This window comes from Streptomyces sp. G5(2025) (assembly GCF_049542075.1).
In the GTDB taxonomy this organism is placed as follows: Bacteria; Actinomycetota; Actinomycetes; order Streptomycetales; family Streptomycetaceae; genus Streptomyces.
The window spans coordinates 4,257,824-4,278,717 of the sequence record NZ_JBMUZT010000006.1 but is presented as its reverse complement, the minus strand read 5'-3'; the positions used below and the strand labels follow the sequence as shown (position 1 = coordinate 4,278,717).

19 protein-coding genes and 1 tRNA gene are annotated in these 20,894 nt (G+C 69.2%); 11 read left to right on the top strand and 9 right to left on the bottom strand.

The window, feature by feature from the left end:
* Positions 1-87: 87 nt before the first annotated feature.
* The 4 genes from ACOBQB_RS30275 to ACOBQB_RS30260 all read right to left on the bottom strand — a co-directional run bounded on the left by ACOBQB_RS30275 (position 88) and on the right by ACOBQB_RS30260 (position 2,563).
* Complete coding sequence (locus ACOBQB_RS30275; RefSeq protein WP_423596149.1) at positions 88-918, bottom strand: MBL fold metallo-hydrolase; 831 nt, start codon at positions 916-918, stop codon at positions 88-90.
* A gap of 73 nt (positions 919-991) precedes the next feature.
* Positions 992-1,861, bottom strand: a complete 870-nt coding sequence (locus ACOBQB_RS30270; protein WP_423596147.1) for an NUDIX hydrolase — start codon at positions 1,859-1,861, stop codon at positions 992-994.
* 73 nt (positions 1,862-1,934) lie between these two features.
* Positions 1,935-2,405, bottom strand: coding sequence for a RidA family protein (locus ACOBQB_RS30265; RefSeq protein ID WP_423596145.1), 471 nt, complete (start codon positions 2,403-2,405; stop codon positions 1,935-1,937).
* A complete protein-coding gene (locus ACOBQB_RS30260) occupies positions 2,402-2,563 on the bottom strand; it encodes a DUF4177 domain-containing protein (RefSeq protein WP_003975360.1) in 162 nt (53 codons plus the stop codon). The genes ACOBQB_RS30265 and ACOBQB_RS30260 overlap by 4 nt, the downstream gene beginning before the upstream one ends.
* A gap of 195 nt (positions 2,564-2,758) precedes the next feature.
* Between ACOBQB_RS30260 and ACOBQB_RS30255 the strand changes: the two genes are divergently transcribed.
* Both ACOBQB_RS30255 and ACOBQB_RS30250 read left to right on the top strand, forming a co-directional pair.
* Positions 2,759-3,739, top strand: a complete 981-nt coding sequence (locus ACOBQB_RS30255; protein WP_423596142.1) for an ArsA family ATPase — start codon at positions 2,759-2,761, stop codon at positions 3,737-3,739.
* A complete protein-coding gene (locus ACOBQB_RS30250) occupies positions 3,736-5,310 on the top strand; it encodes an ArsA-related P-loop ATPase (RefSeq protein ID WP_423596140.1) in 1,575 nt (524 codons plus the stop codon). The genes ACOBQB_RS30255 and ACOBQB_RS30250 overlap by 4 nt, the downstream gene beginning before the upstream one ends.
* Positions 5,311-5,451: 141 nt before the next feature.
* Here ACOBQB_RS30250 and ACOBQB_RS30245 read toward each other — a convergent pair whose 3' ends face one another.
* Positions 5,452-5,796, bottom strand: a complete 345-nt coding sequence (locus tag ACOBQB_RS30245) for a WhiB family transcriptional regulator (protein ID WP_030782081.1) — start codon at positions 5,794-5,796, stop codon at positions 5,452-5,454.
* Between the two features lie 620 nt (positions 5,797-6,416).
* Between ACOBQB_RS30245 and ACOBQB_RS30240 the strand changes: the two genes are divergently transcribed.
* The gene (locus ACOBQB_RS30240; protein ID WP_423596138.1) at positions 6,417-8,726 is read left to right on the top strand and encodes a transglycosylase domain-containing protein; all 2,310 of its coding nucleotides are present in this window, start codon (positions 6,417-6,419) and stop codon (positions 8,724-8,726) included.
* A 486-nt stretch (positions 8,727-9,212) separates the two neighbouring features.
* Here the strand turns inward: ACOBQB_RS30240 and ACOBQB_RS30235 are convergent, their stop codons facing one another.
* A complete protein-coding gene (locus ACOBQB_RS30235) occupies positions 9,213-9,677 on the bottom strand; it encodes a GatB/YqeY domain-containing protein (RefSeq protein ID WP_423596136.1) in 465 nt (154 codons plus the stop codon).
* 117 nt (positions 9,678-9,794) lie between these two features.
* On the opposite strand from ACOBQB_RS30235, the gene ACOBQB_RS30230 reads away from it, so the two are divergent.
* The 5 genes from ACOBQB_RS30230 (at position 9,795) to ACOBQB_RS30210 (ending at position 16,211) form a co-directional block, all read left to right on the top strand.
* On the top strand, positions 9,795-10,724 hold the full coding sequence (locus ACOBQB_RS30230) for a metallophosphoesterase (RefSeq protein WP_423596134.1): 930 nt from the start codon (positions 9,795-9,797) through the stop codon (positions 10,722-10,724).
* A gap of 172 nt (positions 10,725-10,896) precedes the next feature.
* Positions 10,897-11,652, top strand: coding sequence for a Pr6Pr family membrane protein (locus tag ACOBQB_RS30225; protein ID WP_423596132.1), 756 nt, complete (start codon positions 10,897-10,899; stop codon positions 11,650-11,652).
* Positions 11,653-11,702: 50 nt separating this feature from the next.
* Positions 11,703-11,776: transfer RNA gene (locus tag ACOBQB_RS30220), tRNA-Pro, on the top strand.
* A gap of 734 nt (positions 11,777-12,510) precedes the next feature.
* Entirely contained in the window at positions 12,511-12,849 is a 339-nt protein-coding gene (locus tag ACOBQB_RS30215; RefSeq protein ID WP_423596130.1) for a hypothetical protein, read from the top strand.
* Positions 12,850-13,826: 977 nt separating this feature from the next.
* Positions 13,827-16,211: a hypothetical protein gene (locus ACOBQB_RS30210; RefSeq protein WP_423596128.1), complete on the top strand. Its 2,385-nt coding sequence runs from the start codon at positions 13,827-13,829 to the stop codon at positions 16,209-16,211.
* Between the two features lie 186 nt (positions 16,212-16,397).
* Here ACOBQB_RS30210 and ACOBQB_RS30205 read toward each other — a convergent pair whose 3' ends face one another.
* The 3 genes from ACOBQB_RS30205 to ACOBQB_RS30195 are packed head-to-tail and all read right to left on the bottom strand — an operon-like array spanning position 16,398 to position 18,643.
* The gene (locus ACOBQB_RS30205; protein ID WP_423596126.1) at positions 16,398-17,918 is read right to left on the bottom strand and encodes a LacI family DNA-binding transcriptional regulator; all 1,521 of its coding nucleotides are present in this window, start codon (positions 17,916-17,918) and stop codon (positions 16,398-16,400) included.
* Between the two features lie 27 nt (positions 17,919-17,945).
* The gene (locus tag ACOBQB_RS30200; RefSeq protein ID WP_423596124.1) at positions 17,946-18,329 is read right to left on the bottom strand and encodes a DNA-binding protein; all 384 of its coding nucleotides are present in this window, start codon (positions 18,327-18,329) and stop codon (positions 17,946-17,948) included.
* 56 nt (positions 18,330-18,385) lie between these two features.
* Complete coding sequence (locus ACOBQB_RS30195; protein ID WP_030561284.1) at positions 18,386-18,643, bottom strand: helix-turn-helix domain-containing protein; 258 nt, start codon at positions 18,641-18,643, stop codon at positions 18,386-18,388.
* 474 nt (positions 18,644-19,117) lie between these two features.
* Between ACOBQB_RS30195 and ACOBQB_RS30190 the strand changes: the two genes are divergently transcribed.
* The 3 genes from ACOBQB_RS30190 to ACOBQB_RS30180 all read left to right on the top strand — a co-directional run bounded on the left by ACOBQB_RS30190 (position 19,118) and on the right by ACOBQB_RS30180 (position 20,756).
* The gene (locus ACOBQB_RS30190; RefSeq protein WP_423596122.1) at positions 19,118-19,522 is read left to right on the top strand and encodes a hypothetical protein; all 405 of its coding nucleotides are present in this window, start codon (positions 19,118-19,120) and stop codon (positions 19,520-19,522) included.
* A gap of 185 nt (positions 19,523-19,707) precedes the next feature.
* On the top strand, positions 19,708-20,034 hold the full coding sequence (locus ACOBQB_RS30185) for a hypothetical protein (RefSeq protein ID WP_423596120.1): 327 nt from the start codon (positions 19,708-19,710) through the stop codon (positions 20,032-20,034).
* A gap of 53 nt (positions 20,035-20,087) precedes the next feature.
* On the top strand, positions 20,088-20,756 hold the full coding sequence (locus ACOBQB_RS30180) for an ATP-binding protein (protein ID WP_423596118.1): 669 nt from the start codon (positions 20,088-20,090) through the stop codon (positions 20,754-20,756).
* Positions 20,757-20,894 lie beyond the last annotated feature (138 nt).

The window sequence follows — 20,894 nt, the reverse complement described above, 5'->3', positions numbered from 1 at the left end:
ACATCGATGGGCCCCGCCTCTTCGGAGGCGGGGCCCATCGCGTTGCTCGTCCGGCCGCAGGACGGGGCACTGGCGCCCGCGCCCCGGTCAGATCAGACCGTGCTCCCGCAGGTAGTCCAGCTGGGCCCTGACGGACAGTTCCGCGGCCGGCCACAGGGAGCGGTCCACGTCCGCGTACACATGCGCGACGACGTCCGCGGCCTCCGTGTGGCCGTTCTCCACGGCCGTCTCGACCTGGGCAAGACGGCTGGCCCGGTGGGCCAGGTAGAACTCGACGGCACCCTGGGCGTCCTCCAGGACCGGGCCATGACCCGGCAGGACCGTGTGTACGCCGTCGTCGACCGCCAGGGAGCGCAGGCGGCGCAGGGAGTCGAGATAGTCGCCCAGGCGGCCGTCAGGGTGCGCCACGACCGTCGTACCGCGGCCGAGGATCGTGTCGCCCGTCAGGACCGCCCGGTCGGCAGGGAGATGGAAGCAGAGCGAGTCCGCGGTGTGGCCCGGGGTGGCCACCACGCGCATCTCCAGACCGCCCGTGGTGATCACGTCACCGGCCGCGAGGCCCTCCTCGCCCAGCCGCAGGGCGGGATCGAGGGCGCGTACGTGAGTCCGGGTCAGCTCGGCGAAGCGGGCGGCGCCCTCCGCGTGGTCGGGGTGGCCATGGGTCAAGAGGGTCAGGGCCACGCGCTTGCCCATCTTCTCGGCCGTCTCGACGACGCGGCTCAGATGGGCGTCGTCGAGCGGGCCCGGGTCGACGACCACCGCGAGGGGCGAGTCCGGCTCCGAGACGATCCAGGTGTTGGTGCCGTCCAGCGTCATGGCGGAGGGGTTGGGCGCGAGGACGTTGACCGCACGGGCGGTGGCGGGACCGCTGAGAACTCCGCCACGGGGCTGTCCCGGGAGGGCGGCGGCTTCTGTCATGCGGGGGTGACTCCCGTCGGGGTCGGGGTGTGCGGGGGACGCAAGGGGAAGGGCGCTCGGGCGTGGCGCGGGGTCACCGCGCGCCGTCCGGGGCGATCCGCTTGGTGAACTCGCCGTGGCCCGGCCAGGACAGCACCAGGGCGCCGTCCTCCAGCCGCGCCTGAGCGAGCACCGGAGTCATGTCCTGGGCCCCGGCCGCGCCGAGCGCCTCGGAGGGTGCCCCGTACGCGCTCAGCGCCCGCAGCGTCGTGATGGTCGGCGGCATCATCAGCAGCTCGCCCCTGTCGTAGCGGGCGGCCGCCTCCGCCGGGCGGATCCACACGGTCCGGTCCGCCTCCGTAGAGGCGTTGCGCGTGCGCTGCCCCGCCGGAAGGGCCGCCACGAAGAAGAACGTGTCGTAGCGCTTGGGTTCGAACTCCGGGGTGATCCAGCGCGCCCAGGCCGCGAGCAGGTCGCTGCGCAGGAACAGTCCCCTGCGGTCCAGGAAGTCCGCGAAGGGGAGGTCACGGGCCACCAGGGCCTCGCGGTCCGCCTCCCAGTCCTCGCCCGTGGTGTCGCCGACGACGCTCTCCGGAGTGGGCCCGGCGAGCAGCACGCCGGCTTCCTCGTACGTCTCTCGGACCGCCGCGCAGACGATCGCCTGGGCGGCGGCCTCGTCGTCGACGCCCAGCCGGGTGGCCCACCACGCGCGCGTGGGCCCCGCCCAGCGCACCAGGTGGTCGTCGTCGCGCGGGTCGACGCCGCCGCCCGGATACGCGTACGCGCCTCCGGCGAAGGCCATGGAGGCGCGTCTGCGCAGCATGTGAACCTGCGGGCCGCTGCCACCGTCCCTGAGCAGCATGACGGTGGCGGCGCGGCGCGGGGTCGCCGGAGTCAGCTCGCCGCTCGCGAGGGCGCGGATGCGGTCGGGCCACTCCGGGGGATACCACTGCCCATTTGCCATGGGCGGAGGCTATCCCTTGGTGAGCTGATGTTCGAGAGGCGGCAATCGAGCGCCCATGGGGGCCCGGCCGGCCTCACGCCTCGGTCAGCTCCACCTGGAACTCGACCTCGACCGGCGCGTCCAGCGGCAGCACGGCGACACCCACCGCGCTGCGGGCGTGCACGCCCTTGTCGCCGAGCACCTCGCCGAGCAGTTCGCTCGCGCCGTTGATCACGCCGGGCTGGCCCGTGAAGTCCTGGGCGGAGGCCACGAAGCCGACGACCTTCACGACACGCGCGATGCGGTCGAGGTCACCGGCGACGGACTTCACCGCGGCCAGGCCGTTCAGCGCGCAGGTGCGGGCCAGGTCCTTGGCCTCCTCCGGGGTGACCTCGGCACCGACCTTCCCGGTCACGGCGAGCTTGCCGTCCACCATCGGGAGCTGCCCCGCGGTGTAGACGTACACGCCGGACTGGACGGCCGGCTGGTACGAGGCGAGCGGCGGCACGACGGCGGGCAGCGTCAGGCCGAGCTCGGCGAGGCGCGCCTCGACTTGCCCGCTCATGCCTGCTTCTCGCGCTTCAGGTAGGCCACCAGCTGCTCGGGGTTGTTCGGCCCGGGCACGACCTGGACCAGCTCCCAGCCGTCCTCGCCCCAGGTGTCCAGAATCTGCTTCGTGGCGTGGACGAGCAGAGGCACGGTTGCGTATTCCCACTTGGTCATATGGCCGACTGTAGTCGCTGTCAGGGGATGCTCAGGTTGGGCATCACGGAACGCTCGGCGTGGGCGCCAGGGGACCTCGACCTGGGCGTCAGGGAACCTAGGCCTGGGCATCAGGGAATGCTCAGGGTCGGCTTCAGGGAACAGTCAGGGTGGGCTCCTGCGTAGGCCCGGCGGTGACTGGTTAGGCTCACAAGTGTGAGCAGGCTCCAGGTCGTCAGTGGCAAGGGCGGTACCGGCAAGACCACGGTGGCCGCCGCCCTCGCGCTCGCCCTCGCGACGGAGGGGAAACGCACCCTCCTCGTCGAGGTCGAGGGCAGGCAGGGCATCGCGCAGCTCTTCGAGACGGAGGCGCTGCCTTATGAGGAGCGGAAGATCGCCGTCGCTCCCGGGGGCGGGGAGGTGTACGCCCTCGCCATCGACCCCGAGCTGGCGCTGCTCGACTACCTCCAGATGTTCTACAAACTGGGGGGCGCCGGCCGGGCGCTGAAGAAGCTCGGCGCCATCGACTTCGCGACCACCATCGCACCCGGTCTGCGGGATGTCCTGCTGACCGGCAAGGCCTGCGAGGCGGTACGCAGAAAAGACAAAAGCGGGCGGTACGCGTACGACTGCGTCGTCATGGACGCCCCGCCGACGGGACGGATCACCCGCTTCCTGAACGTCAACGACGAAGTCGCCGGGCTCGCGAAGATCGGGCCCATACACAACCAGGCGCAGGCCGTGATGCGGGTCCTCAAGTCGCCCGAGACCGCCGTGCACTTGGTCACGCTGCTGGAGGAGATGCCCGTCCAGGAGACCGCGGACGGCATCGCCGAGCTGCGAGCCGCGCGGCTGCCGGTGGGGCGGGTCATCGTGAACATGGTGCGTCCCGCCCTGCTCGACGAGGCCGAGCTGGAGCTGGGCCTGGAGCGGATGCCTCGTACGGCCATCGCCAGGTCGCTGTCGGCCGCGGGGCTCGGCGGGGCCCGGCGGGGCGGGAACGCCGAGCGGCTGGTCGACCCGCTCCTGGAGCAGGCCGCGGAGTACGCCGAGCGGTACGCCCTGGAGCGCGACCAGCGGGACGTGCTGTCGGAGTTCGGCCAGCCGCTGCACGAACTCCCGCTGCTGGCGGGCGGAATGGACCTCGCGGGCCTGTACGAGCTCGCCACGGCACTGCGGAAGCAAGGGATCGCATGACCCCGGAACCGGCACGGACCTCGGACTCGACAGGCGCCTCGGACTCGCTGCGCGCCTCGGACTCGGCAGGCGTCCTGGACCCGGCGGCCGCCTCTGACTCTGCCCGGCCCCTCGACGCCAGCCGCGCGCTGGACGTCGACGCTCTGATCGACGACCCGAAGACCCGCATCGTGGTGTGCTGCGGCTCCGGAGGCGTCGGCAAGACGACCACGGCGGCCGCCATAGGCCTGCGCGCGGCCGAGCGGGGCCGCAAGGTGGTCGTCCTCACCATCGACCCGGCGCGCAGGCTCGCCCAGTCCATGGGCATCGACCAGCTCGACAACGTGCCGCGACGGGTCAAGGGCATTGAAGGCGATGGCGATGGCGCTTGCGACGGTGACGGCGGTGGCAATGGCGCTTGCGACGGAGCTGGCGCTGGCGCTGGTGCTGGCGCTGGTGCTGGCGAACTGCACGCCATGATGCTCGACATGAAGCGGACCTTCGACGAGATCGTCGAGGCGCACGCGGACAAGGAGCGGGCGGCCGCGATCCTCGCCAACCCCTTCTATCAGTCGCTCTCGGCGGGCTTCGCGGGCACGCAGGAGTACATGGCGATGGAGAAGCTGGGGCAGCTGCGCTCGCGGGACGAGTGGGACCTGATCGTCGTCGACACGCCGCCCTCGCGCTCGGCGCTGGACTTCCTGGACGCGCCCAAGCGGCTCGGGTCCTTCCTGGACGGCAAGCTGATCCGGCTGCTCATGGCGCCGGCGAAGGTGGGCGGCCGGGCCGGAATGAAGTTCCTGAACGTCGGCATGTCGATGATGACGGGGGCCCTGGGCAAGCTGCTCGGCGGGCCGCTGCTGCGTGACGTACAGACGTTCGTGGCGGCGATGGACACCATGTTCGGCGGCTTCCGCACGCGGGCGGACGCCACGTACCGGCTGTTGCAGGCACCGGGCACGGCGTTCCTCGTGGTGGCCTCGCCGGAGCGGGACGCGCTGCGGGAGGCCGCGTACTTCGTGGAGCGTCTGGCGGCCGACGACATGCCGCTGGCCGGTCTGGTGCTGAACCGCGTGCACGGCAGCGGCGCCGCTCAGTTGTCGGCCGAGCGGGCGCTTGCCGCCGCGGAAAATCTTGAAGAGAGCGGCATTGTGGATCAGGGGGGCGGGAAGGTTGGAGTTCGTAACTCCCTTGAGACTCCCGCGACTTCGGAGACATCGGCGCCCTCCGAGGCTCCTCACGAGACCACACCGTCCGAGCCGGCCGGCACATCCGGAACGTCCGAACCGACCGGTACATCCGAGCCATCCGGCACGTCTGAGCCACCCGGCACGTCCGAGCCACCCGGCACGTCCGACCTGGCCAGTACATCCGAGCTGGCCGGTACATCCGAACCGTCTGTCGAGCAATTGACCGCGGGGTTGCTGCGGCTGCACGCCGAACGCATGCGGCTGCTGGCGCGTGAACAGCACACGCGTGACCGCTTCACCGCGCTCCACCCCGAGGTGGCGGTGGCGGAAGTGGCCGCGCTGCCGGGAGATGTGCACGACCTCGCCGGGCTCCGGGCCATTGGGGACCGGTTGGCGGGCTGACCGCCGTGCCGTGCGAGCCACCTGGGCGCCACGCGGGCTAGCTGCCGAACCACGCGGGCATACCGGGGCGCTACGCGGGCGCACCGGGGCTCTGCCCGAGCGGGCCGGGGCGCTACGCGACTACGCGAGCGGGTCGGCGCGTTAACCCACCGCGGCGTAGCTCTCGTACGTCTCCTCGTCCTCCAAGTCCACGGGCAGCAGGCCCGCACCGCGCTCGTACTCGGAGCGCGCTGTCTCCAGGAGCCTGCGCCATGAGGTGACGGTGGGGCGCCTGCGCAGCAGTGCGCGGCGCTCACGCTCCGTCATGCCACCCCACACGCCGAACTCGACGCGGTTGTCGAGCGCGTCGGCCAGGCACTCGGTCCGCACCGGGCATCCGGTGCACACCGCCTTGGCCCTGTTCTGCGCTGCTCCTTGAACGAACAGTTCATCTGGATCGGTAGTGCGGCAGGCCGCCTGCGCACTCCAGTCGGTTACCCAGCCCATACCGGCGCCGTCCTCTCCCGAATCGAGGCTCCCCCACGGCGGCAGCGGCATATTCACCGCCGCCAGTTGAGGACGTTACGGAAGGTAGGCACAGCGCAACACCCCCTTCGGGCCCAATCTTGAATGGCCCGAACGGACTATGCGTAAGCGGCAGATCACCCGACGGAGTGAGCTGGCGACATATGTGAGGTACCCGACAAAGGCGGGCAGTTCAGTTGAGTCACAACGGACACTCGACGCCACATAAGGCGAAGTCGGACATCAGGTCGGCATAAATCCGTCGGGTCCGGAAGTGCCGGAGGGCTTGTCGCCGCACCCCACTGCTGTGACAGTTGGCACCAGCTTAGGCCAAGGCATTGCGGCCTGTCCGGCGATTCGGGACGCCGGCCCCCGACGCCGACGCGGTACGGCGCGGCGGCGGTCACGGTCACGGTGGCGGTCACGGCGCAGTGGCGGTCACGGTCACGGCGGCAGTCGCAGTCGCAGTCGCAGTCGCAGACACAGTCGCAGTCGCAGTCGCAGACACAGTCGCAGCCGCGGATGTCACGATCCGGCACTCGAACATTCCGATGATCACTCGGTCCCTCGGAACGCCCTTGACGACGGATTAGGGTGCCCCCATGGGAAAGAAGCGCTCGGGCGGTGGTCTGTCACCTATTCAGCAGGCCGCGAAATTCCTCGGTGTCAGCGTGCTGGCGGGTGCGGTGCTGGCCGGGATCGCCCTGCCCGCGGCCGGCGCGCTGGGCCTAGCGGCCAAGGGTTCGGTCGAGGGGTTCGACGAGATCCCCGCCAACCTCAAGCAGCCGCCGCTCAGCCAGCGCACCAGCATCCTGGACAACAAGGGTGGCCACATCGCCACGGTCTACTCGCGTGACCGCACGGTGGTGCCCCTGAAGGACATCTCGCCGTACATGCAGAAGGCGATCGTCGCGATCGAGGACGCCCGCTTCTACGAGCACGGCGCGGTCGACCTCAAGGGCATCCTGCGCGCCCTCAACCAGAACGCGCAGAGCGGCGGCGTCTCCCAGGGCGCGTCGACGCTCACTCAGCAGTACGTGAAGAACGTCTTCGTCGAGGAGGCGGGCGACGACCCGACGAAGGTCGCCGAGGCCACGCAGCAGACGCTGGGCCGCAAGATCCGCGAGCTGAAGTACGCGATCCAGGTCGAGGACAAGCTCGGCAAGAAGCGCATCCTCAAGAACTACCTGAACATCACCTACTTCGGTCAGCAGGCGTACGGCGTCGAGGCCGCGTCCCAGCGCTACTTCTCCAAGCCCGCCAAGGACCTGAAGCTCGAGGAGGCCGCGCTCCTCGCCGGCATCGTGCAGTCGCCCAGCCGGTACGACCCGGTCAACGACGCGACGGAGGCCACCCAGCGGCGCAACGTCGTGCTCCAGCGCATGGCCGACACGCACGACATCTCGCAGCAGGAGGCCGACGAGGCCAAGAAGTCGGACCTCGGCCTGAAGGTGAGCCGCCCCAAGAACGGCTGCATCACCGCGGTCAGCGGCGCCGGCTTCTTCTGTGACTACGTACGCGAGGTCTTCCTCAGCGATCCGGTCTTCGGCAAGACGAAGGAAGAGCGGGCCAAGATCTGGAACCGCGGGGGCCTGAAGATCCGTACGACGCTCGACCCGCAGACGCAGGATTCGGTGCAGGCGTCGATCAAGGACCACGTGAACAAGGGCGACGAGGTGGCGACCGCCGCCACCATCGTCGAGCCGGGGACGGGCAAGATCCTCGGCATGGGGCAGTCGCGGCCCTACGGTTTCCAGAAGGACGAGACCACGATCAACCTCTCCGTGGACGACGACATGGGCGGCGGGGCGGGCTACCAGCCGGGCTCGACGTTCAAGCCGATCGTCGCGGCGGCGGCGCTGGAGGGCGGCAAGTCGCCGGGGCAGAGTTACTCGTCCCCGTACGAGATGCCGTATCCGCAGCGGGTCTCGACCTGTAGTGGCAAGGACTGGGTGAACGTCAACAACGAGACGCTCACCAACGAGAACGAGTCCGAGGTCGGCCCGTACGGCATGAAGGAAGCGACCGCCAAATCGGTCAACACCTACTACGTGCAGCTGATCGGCGACGTCGGCATCTGCCCGGTGACGAAGCTGGCCGCCAAGATGGGCGTCGAGCGCGCCGATGGCGGGGAGCTGGCCCAGGCGCCGTCGATCGCGCTGGGCACGCAGGAGATGTCGCCGCTGACGATGGCGTCGGCGTACGCCACTTTCGCCTCGCGCGGCACGTACTGCTCGCCGATCGCCATCGAGTCGATCACGACGCTCGGCGGCAAGTCGTTGCAGGTGCCGAAGTCGGCGTGCTCGCGGGCGATGTCGGAGAAGACCGCGGACACGATGAACACCTTGCTGCGGGGCGTGGTCGAGGACGGCACGGGCAAGCAGGCCGGTCTCGGCTCCCGGCCGAGCGCGGGCAAGACGGGTACGACCGACTACCGCTACGCCGCCTGGTTCGTGGGCTACACCCCGAACATGTCAGGCGCGGTCTGGGTCGGCGACCCGCAGCACAAGCGGCGGATGGTCGACATCACCATCGGTGGCGTCCCGTACGGCAAGGTCTACGGTGGCGAGGTGCCGGGCCCGATCTGGCGCGACGCGATGAGCGGCGCCCTGGCGGGCAAGCCGGCGCCCGGCTTCACCTCGGTGCAGCTTCCCGGGCGGGACAAGGGCAGGGGCGGCGACCATGACGCGGACGGCGGCGACGGCGGCGACGGCGACGGCGGCAACCACGACAACAAGCCGGGTGGTGGCGGTGGGGGCGGTGGTGGCGGTCACGGTGGGGGCGGCGGTGGTGGCAACCCGTGGCCGGAGATCACTATCCCGCCGGACATGCTGGGCGGTGGCCATGGCAATGGCAATGGCGGTGGCGGTGGGTTCGGCGGCGGGATCGGCGGGGGTTGGCCCCGTAGGTGAGCAGGTAGCTGCGTAGGCCGGACGTTCGTGGAGCGAAGGCTTCCGTGGAGCAAGGCTTCCGCGGAGATACGAGAATGAGGGCGCCCCCTGTGGTGGGGGCGCCCTCGTCGTCGTAGGGCCGCAGGTGCGTCGGGGGTGGTGGGCGGCGGAAGGTAGGGGCGGGGCGTGGCCTGGAGCGGGGCTCGCGGCCGGGGCTCGGTCCGGTGGTCGCGGTCAGGGGCCGGCCCGGTGGTACCGGCCAAGACTCGGCCCGCAGCGGTGATCGCGGCCAGGGGGCGGCCCGTTGCCCGCGGCCAGGGCTCGGCCCACAGCGATGCCCGCGGCCAGGGCTGAGCCCGCAGCGATGCCCGCGGCCAGGGCTGAGCCCGCAGCGGTGATCGCGGCCACGGGGCGGCCCGTTGCCCGCGGCCGGGGCTCGGCCCACAGCGACCCGCGGCGAGGGGCCAGCCCATTACCCACGGTCAGGGATCAGCCCGCTGCCCGTTCTCAGCCCGCGAGGTGCTTCTTGACCGTGGCGGCGACGCGGCCGCCCTCGGCCAGGCCCGCGACCTTCGGGTTCACGATCTTCATGACCTGGCCCATGGCGCGCGGGCCCTCGGCGCCGGCAGCCTTGGCCTCCTCGACCGCCTGGGCGACGATCGCCTGGAGCTCGTCGTCGGAGAGCTGCTTCGGCAGATACTCGGCGAGGATCTCGCCCTCCGCCTTCTCCCGGTCCGCCTGCTCGGTACGCCCGGCCTGCCCGAAGGCCTCGGCGGCCTCGCGGCGCTTCTTCGCCTCGCGGGCGATCACCTTCTGCACGTCGTCGTCGGAGAGCTCGCGCGCCTGCGTGCCCGCGACCTCCTCCTTCGTGATGGCGGTGAGGGTCAGCCGGAGCGTCGAGGAGCGCAGCTCGTCACGCCCCCGGATCGCGGCCGTGAGGTCTTCCTGAAGCTTCGACTTGAGCGTGGTCATGGGTTGATTGTGGCAGGTGCGGACGGTTTCCCGCCCGCCGATTTCCCCCGGCTGCGGGCCGGTTGCCCGCGGCTGCCCTCCCGTTTCGGACCGGGCGGCGTCTGACACGATGGGAGGATGCGCGCGCACTACGCAGTACCCCTGGGCATCACGGCGACGGTCGCGGCCGGTCTCGCCTACTCGGTGGGCTTCGAGGCCCGTTCGTTCCGGCTGAGGCGGGTCACGGTGCCCGTACTGCCGCCGGGGATGCGCCCCTTGCGGGTCCTCCAGGTCTCCGACATCCACATGGTTTCCGGTCAACGCAAGAAGCAGCGGTGGCTGCGGTCGCTCGCGGGCCTGCGCCCCGACTTCGTGATCAACACGGGTGACAACCTCTCCGACCCCGAGGGCGTACCGGAGACGCTGGACGCGCTCGGCCCGCTGATGGAGTTCCCCGGGGCGTACGTCTTCGGCTCGAACGACTACTACGGCCCGAAGCCGCGCAACCCCGCCCGCTACCTGGTCGAGAAGGTCCAGGGCAAGCACGGCCTGAACGGCAACGCCCCCGCGGTCGGCGTCATCCACAACCCCTGGGAGGACCTGCGCGACGGGTTCGACGCCGCGGGCTGGGTGAACCTCACGAACACGCGGGGCTCGCTGAAGATCGACGGTTACGAGATCGGGCTCACCGGCGTGGACGACCCGCACATCAAACGCGACCGGTACGCGCGCGTGGCGGGCGGTCCGGACTCCGGCGCCGACTTCTCGATGGGCATCGTGCACGCGCCGTACCTGCGCTCCCTGGACGCGTTCACGGCGGACGGCTACCCGCTGATCCTGGCCGGCCACACCCACGGCGGGCAGCTCTGCATCCCCTTCTACGGCGCGCTGGTCACCAACTGCGACCTGGACACGGACCGCGTGAAGGGCCTCTCGACCCACCAGGCGGAGGGGAAAACGTCGTACATGCACGTCTCGGCGGGCTGCGGCGCGAACCGCTACACCCCGATGCGGTTCGCGTGCCCGCCGGAGGCGACGCTGCTGACGTTGGCGCCGCGGCGAGGGTGAGGCGAGAGCCGTAGATCGGGCGGTACGGGCTTGACGAGGCCGGGAGCCGTAGATCGGAGGTCCTGGCTCAACGAGGCCGGGAGCCGTAGATCGGGCGGTCCGGGCTGCACAGGGCCGGGGGCCACGCCCTGGAGGCAACGCTGCTGACGGCCGTGCCCCTACCGTGGGGAACATGATCGATCCGACTACCTCGGGCATATCCAGCGCCTCGGGTGTCCCGGCGGAGGCGGTCGTACCCCCCGTACGCCGCCCCGCCGCGGCCGCCCTGCGCGCACTGATCGCCCTCGCCGCGCTGACCGGAATCACGATCGCCCTGGTCACCGGCAGCAACCCGCTACGCGTCCTCAGCTACTTCACCATCCAGAGCAACCTGCTGGTGGCGGTGGTCCTCGGCCTCTCCGCACGGCGGGCCTGGCGGGGCCACCGCCCGCTGCCGCCCTGGGTGACCGGCGGCACGCTCCTCTTCATCGCGACGACGGGCCTCGTCTACCACCTGGTCCTGGCGAACGGCCCCGGCGGCTTCTCCATGACGGGGGACGCGGGGTCCATGGCCGGCTGGCACTCGTACTCCAACCAGCTCCTGCACACCGTGACGCCGGTCGGCGTGACCCTCGACTGGCTGCTCCTGACCAGGCCGGGCGGCCTACGCCCCCGCCACGCGGCCCTCTGGCTGCTCTACCCCGTCGCCTACCTGGCCTTCGCCCTCACCCGCGGCGCCCTGATGCCCCCGGCCTTCCCGGCCCGCTACCCCTACCCGTTCCTGGACGTCGACGCCCACGGCTACCCCGGCGTCCTTGGCAACGCGCTCACCTTTGGCGCGGCCTTCTACGCCCTGGCCCTCCTGACCACCACCCTGGACCGCGTCCGCCCCGAACCACGGGGCCCCGAAAACCGGATTTCGTCTCAGGCCGCCGGTCCGCTAAAGTAATCGATGTCGCCACGGGCCTGCAGCAATGCGGGGCGGTGGAGCAACGACATCGGGGTGTAGCGCAGCTTGGCAGCGCGCTTCGTTCGGGACGAAGAGGTCGTGGGTTCAAATCCCGCCACCCCGACAGTGAAGTACCAGGTCAGGGGCTTGATCCGCATCGCGGGTCGGGCCCCTGAGTCGTTGTGGGGGCCGGTTTGGGAGCCATTTGGGAGCCGAGTTCGGATCTGGCTCCTGGTACCGCTCCGCAGGATCAGGCTCTGATGGGCACGCGCTGCCCGGCAGAACGGCTTATCGCCTTCGTCGGGCTCAGCGAGCTGTGGCACGGCGCAGTGGCGACCGCCGCCAGCGCCCATGACCCGCCACAGTTCCGTAAGGAGGAGAGGAGCCACTCCGCGGCTCACGGCAGGATCGTGTGCGAAAGGGCGGCAATGAGGATGGACGAGGGCCGGCTGTCGCGCTCCTCCGCGAACATGATCACGCAGTGTCATATGAGGACCTACACAGCACGCTGAAGCGGACTGCGGACTGGCCTAGTGGACGTCCGCGACGTTGACGTGCCGCTTCTCCAGGATCTGACGGGACAATTGCGAGCCGCCGGAACCAGTCCGCGTAGCCGATCGGGTTACTGCGCTGCCACTTCCGGCGCGTACGACCGACGACGCACGGTGGCGGGTCGTGGGTGACATGAACGACATCCGCTAGGGGGTGGTGCCACGTCGAACCAGCCCCCTCGACTGCCCGGAACAGCCAGCGAGGCTCCCGAGCTATCTCACCTCTGCACGAGCGGTTGGCCAGGATCAGCCCCTCCAGTGAGGCAGATCCTGGCTTTCCCTTATTAACTCAGTAAGCTACTGAGTTATGGACTTCACAATTATCAAGCACGCGGTCGAGGTTGACCACGGCATCAAGCGCTTGTCCATGCACTTCATCAAGAAACATGCTGCGCCGGAACGAGCCCGGCTCAGCTCTGAGTTGTGCACACAGATCAGCGAAGAGTTCGAGAGGATCGGGCTCTCCACCCTGCCGCGGACGCTGCCGACATCCGAGAACGAGTTCGTGTGGGTCATTCAACGCGACAGCATCCTCGGCGAAGTTGCCGACGCCGCCGCCGCCCTGGCACACCTGGACAAGCTCGGGATGAGTCCTCTCCCCCAAGTGTTCGACAACTACCCGCGAGCCAAGAGCAACTTGAGCTGAAGTTGCGTAGAAGCGACACGCCTGATTCCTGCATGTCGCGTACATCAATGAGCGCATCTACCGCATCTAGCGTGGGCTTCGAGCTAAAAACGACTGCGCGCACCTGCGGCCCGTCCGTACGGTGGTTCCAACGGGGCCCGCCAAGCGCGCTGGTGACGCCACGTCACATGCCCGCAGGGCACCGGCACCGGCACCGTCAGGAGTTGTAGATGAGTGACGCTGAAGAGATACGCGCCCCGCGCGAGGAACCCGTCTTCATCGTCGGCACCTCCGGACGGCTGCCGCTTCGGACCATATGCGTGCTTGAACTGACAGGAGCAGAGATTCCCAGGTACCGACATAGATGGAACGCTCTTCTCGGTGACCGTCTCCGCATTCATGCAGCAGGGCGGTTACCACATCCGAGCAGACTCGTCAAGAGGGAATGGCGTCTCCGCATGAGGGCCACCAGCGCCAAAGCTGCGCAGGCACTGGGTCGCCAGTACGCCAGACAATTCACCGAGGTACTGGCCGAGTTCCCCAAGCCGCTCATCGCCCACATGCCAAAGCGACACTCCAGGCAGGCCGATCAGGAGGTGCTCGACTGGTTGTGCACTCGACTCGCCGGACGACCCTCGGGGCTGGCCCTCATCCACACCAGCCGAGGGATTGCCTGGTTCCGCCTTACGGCGGACGGCCCGGATCTTGAACCCCTGCCTCCAGAATCACCCGCCTTGAGGGCTCTTCCCTGTCGTGCGGCCGAGGTCGAGCTGTTCCTGACACCCGCAAAGCTCGGGGCCTACGCCGCTTATCAACACCGGTGCTACCCGCACATGAGCTGCAGGCCGACCTGGCTCCCACCAGAGTTGCCCTGGGCAGATGACGATGTATCGGGAGCACTCCCGGCATAACGACCTGAGCGGCGAGTTCAGTGCGGCTCGCCGCCCTTCGTGATGACCGCCAGGCCACTTCGGACCACACATTGGAGATCTGCGCCCATGACCACCGACAAGCCTGCTGCCCTATCCATCGACGTCCCCTGGGGAACGGACACGATCCGGGTAACCAACGTCTCGCCCCACCTCCCTGCCGACTCAGCGGACAGCCATGTCGCGGCGGTGACCGCAGCGGGCCGGGCCAATCCGAGCACCTGGCTGCCGGACACTGCATGGGGAGCCATAGCTCGTGCGACAACTTGGCCCGAAGCATTGGCAGTTCAGCTTCGCCCGACGCAGGATGAGCCCACGGGCCTCCTAATGGTCGAGAACGTCGAAGGGGCGACGCTGCTGTCGGTTGTCACCCGTGTCCTGCTCAGCGAGTTGTTTCCTGGTCCCCAGCCTCGTACCGGCATGGAGGTCTCGGAGGTACCCGACCCGCAGGTGCACGGGATCACCCATGAGGGCCGTCCCGGTGCGATCGTGCAGTACCGCTACGAGAACCCCGCCCACCTGCGGAACCACGTGTGGCAGACCATCCACGCGACGCTGTCGCTCAACAGCTACGCCACTTCCATCCTCACGCGCTCCGTCACCCGCAACCTGATCACCCACCCCGTCGAGATCGCCTTCGAGGACGGCGCGGAGCCGATCCACGTTCTCGTCGTCCGTGACGGCATCACCCGACTCGCCAGCGCCTGGGCGGTACTAGCCGGGCACGGTGCCGACCCCGCCGAGGTGGCCACCCTGGCGACCGACGCACTGCTCGGCAGCGCTTCCGCGGCGGGGACGGCCGCAGGGCCCGGTCTCGGGGAGCGGCTAGCCGCCAGCCGAACTCGGTGGCGGCAGGAACTTCGGCAAGAATTCCACGATGAGATGAAGGGGACGACACCCGGGCTTCGGGCCGCTCAGATCGCCCAGTCCTACGTCGTTCCGGCGCAGATCGCCGTCGGGGTTGAGGGACATGAGGGCCGAGTGCTGTCTCCCGAGGACATCTTTGATGACGCCATTCGTTCAGTACTGGCCTCGGTACACGTCGAGTTCAAGCAGTGGGACGCGGCGGCCCAGAACGTCGAGGTCATCACCCGGGCCCTGAAGCGGATCATCCAGCAGGGCGACCCGCGTTGGAACACGGCCGATCTCCAGGCGGTGTACGGCCTTGCCGTCGGCCGCATTCCCGTGGCCGAGCTTCCGCAGGTCTTCGGGGGCGATCCGGCACCACCCGGGACCGCCTTGTGGCGTGCCGTCTACCTGGTCAGCGCCCTGACACAACCAGATCTCCTGGAGCTTCTCAAGGACCAAGCCAAGGCCATCAAGGGCGGCCAGCGTATGAGTATGAAGGGGTTCGGGGAACTGCTCGGTCCGATCATCGACCTGCCCTGGCGTGCGAAGAAGAAGCTCGTCACCAAGCAAGCGCGAAACGCGTGGAACAACGGTGGTGTGCTGTCGAACGACGTCACCCAGGGCTGGACTCCACAGCCCATCGACGACTTCACCGCGCTGATCGCACCGGCGATGAACGGCGACGACGACGCCCGCCGAACCCTGGCTGTGGCCGGCGGTGTCGCCTTGATCGCCGACAAGCTGCTAACCAGGAACGTCGGCTCATCGCTGGGGGCCAAGAAGGAGAAGGGCGGTGTCCCTTTCCGGTCGGACGTGAACAAGGTCATCGAGGGACTCTCACGGCCGACGAACGAACTCGGCCTGTGGACTCTCGCGCTGGCCGCTAACACGTTCCGCAGTGACGACCTCCCACAGAACTCCGTGCCCAGGCAGAGCCTGACCGGCAGGGAGTCGGCCATGTCCGCCGAGCCGCCGTACGTGTACTTCAAAGTCGACCTCAATGCCCCAGACCGCATCGCTCGCGACGCCAATGGCGTGCCGATGCCACTGTACGAGTGGGACGTCGTCGCGGCCTCGGCCCCGGAGCGCGCGGCACAGGCCGTACCCTCGTCGACGGTCACCGGTCCGGCGCCGGTGCAGGTTCCGGCGGCGCCCTCGGCGAACGGTGAAACGGTGCTGGTAGACGGCGGCGTCTCCACCAGTGCCTCTTCCGGCGAGGTGCCCATCACCACGGACCCGGTGACGGCGCTATTCCAGGACGGCGCTGCTCAGGGGGCCGAGGAAGCTCTGCCCACCGTCCCCGTCCCGGCTCCCCGCGCCGAAGACGCTCCGCCACCTCCCAGCCAGCGCGCCGCCGCGCACCGCAAGGCCCTCCACCTCGGGGTGCAGGGCGCCCGGGACGCCCTCGACCATCTGCACGCCCTGGAGCCGGAAGTCGGGGACCACACCCCGATCGTCCCGGTGGACCAGCTGGACGACCTACACAAACTGCTGGTCGGCATCCTGACTGACGTGGAGAACCTGCGGCGCAGGACCGTGGAGAACCATGTGCCAGAGGGCGACGACCCGGAATCCGACGAATCCCAGGAGACAGTCCTGGACTGACCGGTAAGAGGTCGTTGTTCAAATCCTCCTCCCTGACAGTGAAACACCAAGTTGGGACCGGTGCTGATAGATCACACCGGTCCCAACTTGCTGTATGCCCCGTTTAGGAGCCACCCGGGGTGCAGACTCCGAGATCCGGCTCCCGGCTGGCTGCCAGCGAGTGGCTTTCCTCCTTGTTGAGACTCCTCAGGCAAATGGGACGTACTGTGTGCGTCGCAGAAGATCACTGAGTACGCGCACCGGTGACGTGGGGCTCATCGCCAGACGGGCGCCGAGGGCCATCTCCCACTGCTCGGTCAGTCCGAGCATGAGTCGCTTGCGCATACCTGGGGTGACGTGTGCGTAGCGTGCCGAGACGGAGCCATCGATGTGTCCCATGCGTTCGTCCATGAGGACCTTCTCAGTGCCGAGATCCTCCATCACGGTCCGGTGGGTGTGGCGGAGACCGTGGGGTGTGAGGCCCTTGGCGATCGGGAGCCAGCAGGCGTCGGCCCGGTCGCTGGCTCCGCGTCCTCGGGCCGGGACGCCGGGCCAGGGCTCGCCGAGCAGCGGTACTGGACGGGCTTCCTGCGGTGCCTTCTTCGGGTACCAGCCGGAGACAGCCGGGGTGAACAGCCACGTCGCGAAGCCGTTTCGGCGCCAGTGGGCTGCTTGCTGCGACACCGCGCCGCCCCGCACGAACCCAAGGTCCGCGACGGCCCGCTCCACCCTCATCCGCTTGGCTTCGGTGACGCGGTCGGGGTGGTTGAGGACGTTGGACACCGTGCCCGTGGAGACTTCGGCACGGCGTGCGACGTCGACGAGCTTCGCACCCTGGTGGCCGCCGGTGCGGGCCGCGCCCTGGCCACGGAAGACGTAGGTCTTTCCGTGGCACGGGCAGGGCTTCGGCTTCGTGCGGGCGATGTGGTTGGCGACCAGGGCCGACAGCCAGCCCATCGCGTCGATGGTGCGGTAGCTGTCGTCCTTGGGTGGGCAGCGCACCAGCTCGCCGGTGTCGAGTTCGTACAGCTGCCACTCGACGCGGACGGAGCCGGGGCGGGCGAACTCCGTCTCCAAGCCGACGATTTCGCCCCAGCGCATGCCGGTGTACCCCTTGAGGACCACGGCGACGAACTCGTCGTCGCGGCCGGAGAGCAGAGCTGCGCGCTCGGCGGTCAGCAGGATGCCGAGCGGGTCGGTGACGACCTTCTCCGGACCACGGTCACGGGAACGGCCGGCGCGCTTGCCGCGTCCGCGCCGTCTGGCGGCCGGGTTCGAGGTGATCAGGCCCTCGTCGATTGCATCCTCGAAGATCAGGTGGAGCGTCGAGCGCCAAGTCTTAACGCTGGAGGCCGCGTAGACGGCCTTCTCCTTCTTCTCCCACAGGTCGACATCGGTGCGCAGGATGCCGGCAAGCGCCTTGTCCTCGAAGTCGGCGAGCAGGTGCTCCTCGATGTGGCGCTTGTAGTTCTGCATCGTCGAGGCGGCCAGGTCCTGGGCGGCGTACCAACGACTCGCGTACTCGCCGAAGGTCTCCTGGCCGAGTGCCGGGTCGCGCCAGTCTCCGCGCCGGTACTTGTTCTCCGCCTCACTCGCGGCACGCTGGGCCTCGCCCTTGGTGGCGAACTTGATCGCCTTGCCGTTGTCGTCGGCGACCGTGAGGTGCTTGCCGGGCGCGATCTTGTATCGGCCGCGCCAGTAGTTTCCGCGCTTCTCCGCGAAACCCACGGATTCCTCCCCTTCCCGTGTCGTCGGCTAGGCGGCTGGCCCGAACTGGCTCTGACGGGCTCGGCGTGGTGGCCGGGCGCGCAGGCGAGCCGCGGACGCGGCAGACGACGGAGAAGGCTGAGGTGAGGGGGACTTGGGCGCAGGAGGAGCTTCGGCTCGCTGCCGCGGAATTGCGGGGCGGGTCTCGTGCATGCGGATGATCTCCGCTAGGTGCTCGTCGGTGAAGCGGTAGGCACGGCCGACCCTCGTGAAGGGGATGAGCCGTCGGCGGGCGCGGTCCTTGACCCACCAGGCCGAGCAGCCGAGTACGTCGGCGATCTCCTCGGGGACGTAGAGGCGCGGCAGCGAGGAGCCGCCGTCGGGTCGGAGCGGAGCAGGCGTGGGCGCGGCGGGTATTGCGGCTTGGGGCAAGAGGGAGGGGTCCTTACGCAGGCGGTGCTGTGGGGCATGAGTTGGAATGCCCGCGATCACAGCGCGGTGTCGCCCTCCAGGAGGGCGAAGGGCGGGACGTGGAGGGCCTGGGCCAGGGCAGCGAGGTCGTCGATGTCGCAGCGACGCTGGGCGCGTTCGATACGGGAGAGCGCCGTGTTCGACATCGGGTGGCCAAGGGCGGTCACACGGGCGGCGAGCTGGCGTTGGGAAAGTCCGCGCTCGGTACGGAGAATTTCGATGGTTCGGGCGGTCCGGATTCCTACTGGACCGATTTGAAGGGGTCGGGCTGCCATGGGTTTTTTGTAGCTCGCCTTCTCCGGTTTCGCTAAGCGGGGATCGTCTGCTATAAAGCACCGCCGCGATTCCCAAACCGGCAACTCGGGCATTCAGGGGTCGGGGGTGGAATGCCCAGCCTCGCTCTGACGTGCGGTGTTGTGTTGTAGCTTCCCCGGCAGCGGGCGTCAACGGTTCGGCAATGTGATCCTTCTGGCTCGGTTAATTGTGCCGTCGATTTCGGCGACCGGGGATCGCGCCTTACTGTTTTGGCGGGGCGCCGCCCGCCTCATTTCCAACGGCATTTCTGCCGTGAGAGATGGGGGTGGACTTATGCGATGGGGTGTGGCTGTGTTGACGACACCCCCGCATACGCGGATGCCTGCGGCGCACGCCACGCCGTAGGTCACGAACCGCCCCTCTCCCCCACCCCCGACCAACGACGGTGAGCCCTGCCCAACCGCCCGGCCACCGAGTGAGGACACCCACCTGCCTTGGCACGGATACGCACCATCAAGCCGGAAGCCTTCACCTCTGAGTCGCTGGCCGAGGTCTCGATCTCCGCGGAACGGACCTTCTTCGGGCTCCTCACCCAGGCCGACGACCACGGCCGCTTCCGCGACCAAGCCGCCGTCATCGCCGGTGCCCTGTGGTCACTGCGCCCCGAACACGGCCCGCTGGCGGTCGAGGACGACCTCACCCAGCTCGCCGGGGCCGGCCTGATCTGCCGCTACGAAGGCCACGACGGCAAGAACTACCTGCACATCGTCACCTGGGCCAAGCACCAGAAGATCAATCGGCCCAGCGGCAGCCGCTGCCCCGCCTGCCCGCGCCAGAGGGCGGACGGCACACGCAGCCCTCCGAGAGCCATCACGCAGGACTCACGGAGCCTTCGTTGAGCTCTCCCGGAGTCCTCGCTGAGGAGTCGCCTCTGCGGGACCCTTCGATGAAGAGCGGCGAAACCGCAGCTCAGGAGGGTTTCAGTGAGGGATCACGGAACATTCCGGGAGGGCTCACTGAGGACTCAGTGAGCCCTCATGGTCCGGATCTAGGACCTAGGATCCTGGATCTAGGATCACCTCCGGTGGGGGGCGCGAGCGCCCCCGCACCCGAGTCCGTCTCGGCCAAGGCGCTCATCGCCGAGTACGCCGTCGCATGCGCCAACCGGCCGCCCACAGGCTTCCTGGGGCATCTCGGCAAGGAGACCGCCCGTCTGCTCGCCGAAGGCATCGACGCGGCGTACGTGCGCGCCGGTCTCGAGCGACTGCGTGCCAAGGGCCTACATCCCAGCGTGTTGCCGAGCCTGGTCAACGAGGCCATGAATCCGCCCGCGCCGAGCGACACGTCCCCAGGGCACCGGCCGTGGGCCAACCCGGTCGACGCGCAGGCCGCGTACGGGGGTGAGCTGTGACCACGGCGACCTCTGCGATCTCTGCCCGCGAGCCACGCCAACTGGGTGGCGCCATGGCCAAGCTGGAGGCGATCCTGGCCGCCCGCGACATTGACCCCGCCACTGCGGTCGACGCGGCGCCGTCGCCGGAGCCGGTGACCGCGCTGGAGCTGGCCGCCGCCCGCATCCCGCGCCGCTACCGCGACGCACTGGCCGACCATGACCACGTGTCGGCCTGGGTCGAAGAGATCGCGGCCGCGGGACGGCCGGGGCCAGGCGGCGCACCGGGCATCGCCTACGGCCCCTCGCTGCTGATCGCAGGCCCGACCGGAACCGGCAAGACCTACCAGGCGTACGGCGCCATCCGCTCGCTGCTCGGCGCCGGGGTCCGGCTGCGCTGGGAGGCCATCACCACCGCTGAGCTGCACGCCACCCTGCGCCCGCGCCCGGGCCATGACGGCGAACGCCGCTTCCAGGAACTGGCTCGCAGCCCGCTGCTGCTCCTCGACGACCTCGGCGCCGCCAAGGCATCGGAGTGGACCGAGGAGCTGACCTACCGACTCATCGACCATCAGTACGTCCACGAGCTGCCCACCCTCATCACCACCAACCTCCCCATCGCCGACCTGCGCACCGCCGTCGGCGACCGCGTCGCCTCCCGCCTCGCCGAGATGACCCGCCGCGTCATCCTCGAAGGCCCCGACCGCAGGCGCGGCACGGTCACCGGCCCGCGCGGGTATTAACAAGCCCTTGCGCCCCGGCGTCGCCTCACCCGCCTCGTCGACAGCAACCTGGCCACCAAGGCCGACGGCGTTGCCGGAGGGGGCGAGCAGACCCGTTCCTACGCCACCGTCCGATGCCTCACCGCCGTCGGCTGGATC

What these genes read in the sequence shown, in the direction of transcription:
- ACOBQB_RS30275 (WP_423596149.1), bottom strand. Translation starts at nt 918, where the DNA reads ATGACAGAAGCCGCCGCCCTCCCGGGACAGCCCCGTGGCGGAGTTCTC.
- ACOBQB_RS30270 (WP_423596147.1), bottom strand. Translation starts at nt 1,861, where the DNA reads ATGGCAAATGGGCAGTGGTATCCCCCGGAGTGGCCCGACCGCATCCGC.
- ACOBQB_RS30265 (WP_423596145.1), bottom strand. Translation starts at nt 2,405, where the DNA reads ATGAGCGGGCAAGTCGAGGCGCGCCTCGCCGAGCTCGGCCTGACGCTG.
- ACOBQB_RS30260 (WP_003975360.1), bottom strand. Translation starts at nt 2,563, where the DNA reads ATGACCAAGTGGGAATACGCAACCGTGCCTCTGCTCGTCCACGCCACG.
- ACOBQB_RS30250 (WP_423596140.1), top strand. Translation starts at nt 3,736, where the DNA reads ATGACCCCGGAACCGGCACGGACCTCGGACTCGACAGGCGCCTCGGAC.
- ACOBQB_RS30245 (WP_030782081.1), bottom strand. Translation starts at nt 5,796, where the DNA reads ATGGGCTGGGTAACCGACTGGAGTGCGCAGGCGGCCTGCCGCACTACC.
- ACOBQB_RS30240 (WP_423596138.1), top strand. Translation starts at nt 6,417, where the DNA reads ATGGGAAAGAAGCGCTCGGGCGGTGGTCTGTCACCTATTCAGCAGGCC.
- ACOBQB_RS30235 (WP_423596136.1), bottom strand. Translation starts at nt 9,677, where the DNA reads ATGACCACGCTCAAGTCGAAGCTTCAGGAAGACCTCACGGCCGCGATC.
- ACOBQB_RS30230 (WP_423596134.1), top strand. Translation starts at nt 9,795, where the DNA reads ATGCGCGCGCACTACGCAGTACCCCTGGGCATCACGGCGACGGTCGCG.
- ACOBQB_RS30225 (WP_423596132.1), top strand. Translation starts at nt 10,897, where the DNA reads ATGATCGATCCGACTACCTCGGGCATATCCAGCGCCTCGGGTGTCCCG.
- ACOBQB_RS30215 (WP_423596130.1), top strand. Translation starts at nt 12,511, where the DNA reads ATGGACTTCACAATTATCAAGCACGCGGTCGAGGTTGACCACGGCATC.
- ACOBQB_RS30210 (WP_423596128.1), top strand. Translation starts at nt 13,827, where the DNA reads ATGACCACCGACAAGCCTGCTGCCCTATCCATCGACGTCCCCTGGGGA.
- ACOBQB_RS30195 (WP_030561284.1), bottom strand. Translation starts at nt 18,643, where the DNA reads ATGGCAGCCCGACCCCTTCAAATCGGTCCAGTAGGAATCCGGACCGCC.
- ACOBQB_RS30180 (WP_423596118.1), top strand. Translation starts at nt 20,088, where the DNA reads ATGGCCAAGCTGGAGGCGATCCTGGCCGCCCGCGACATTGACCCCGCC.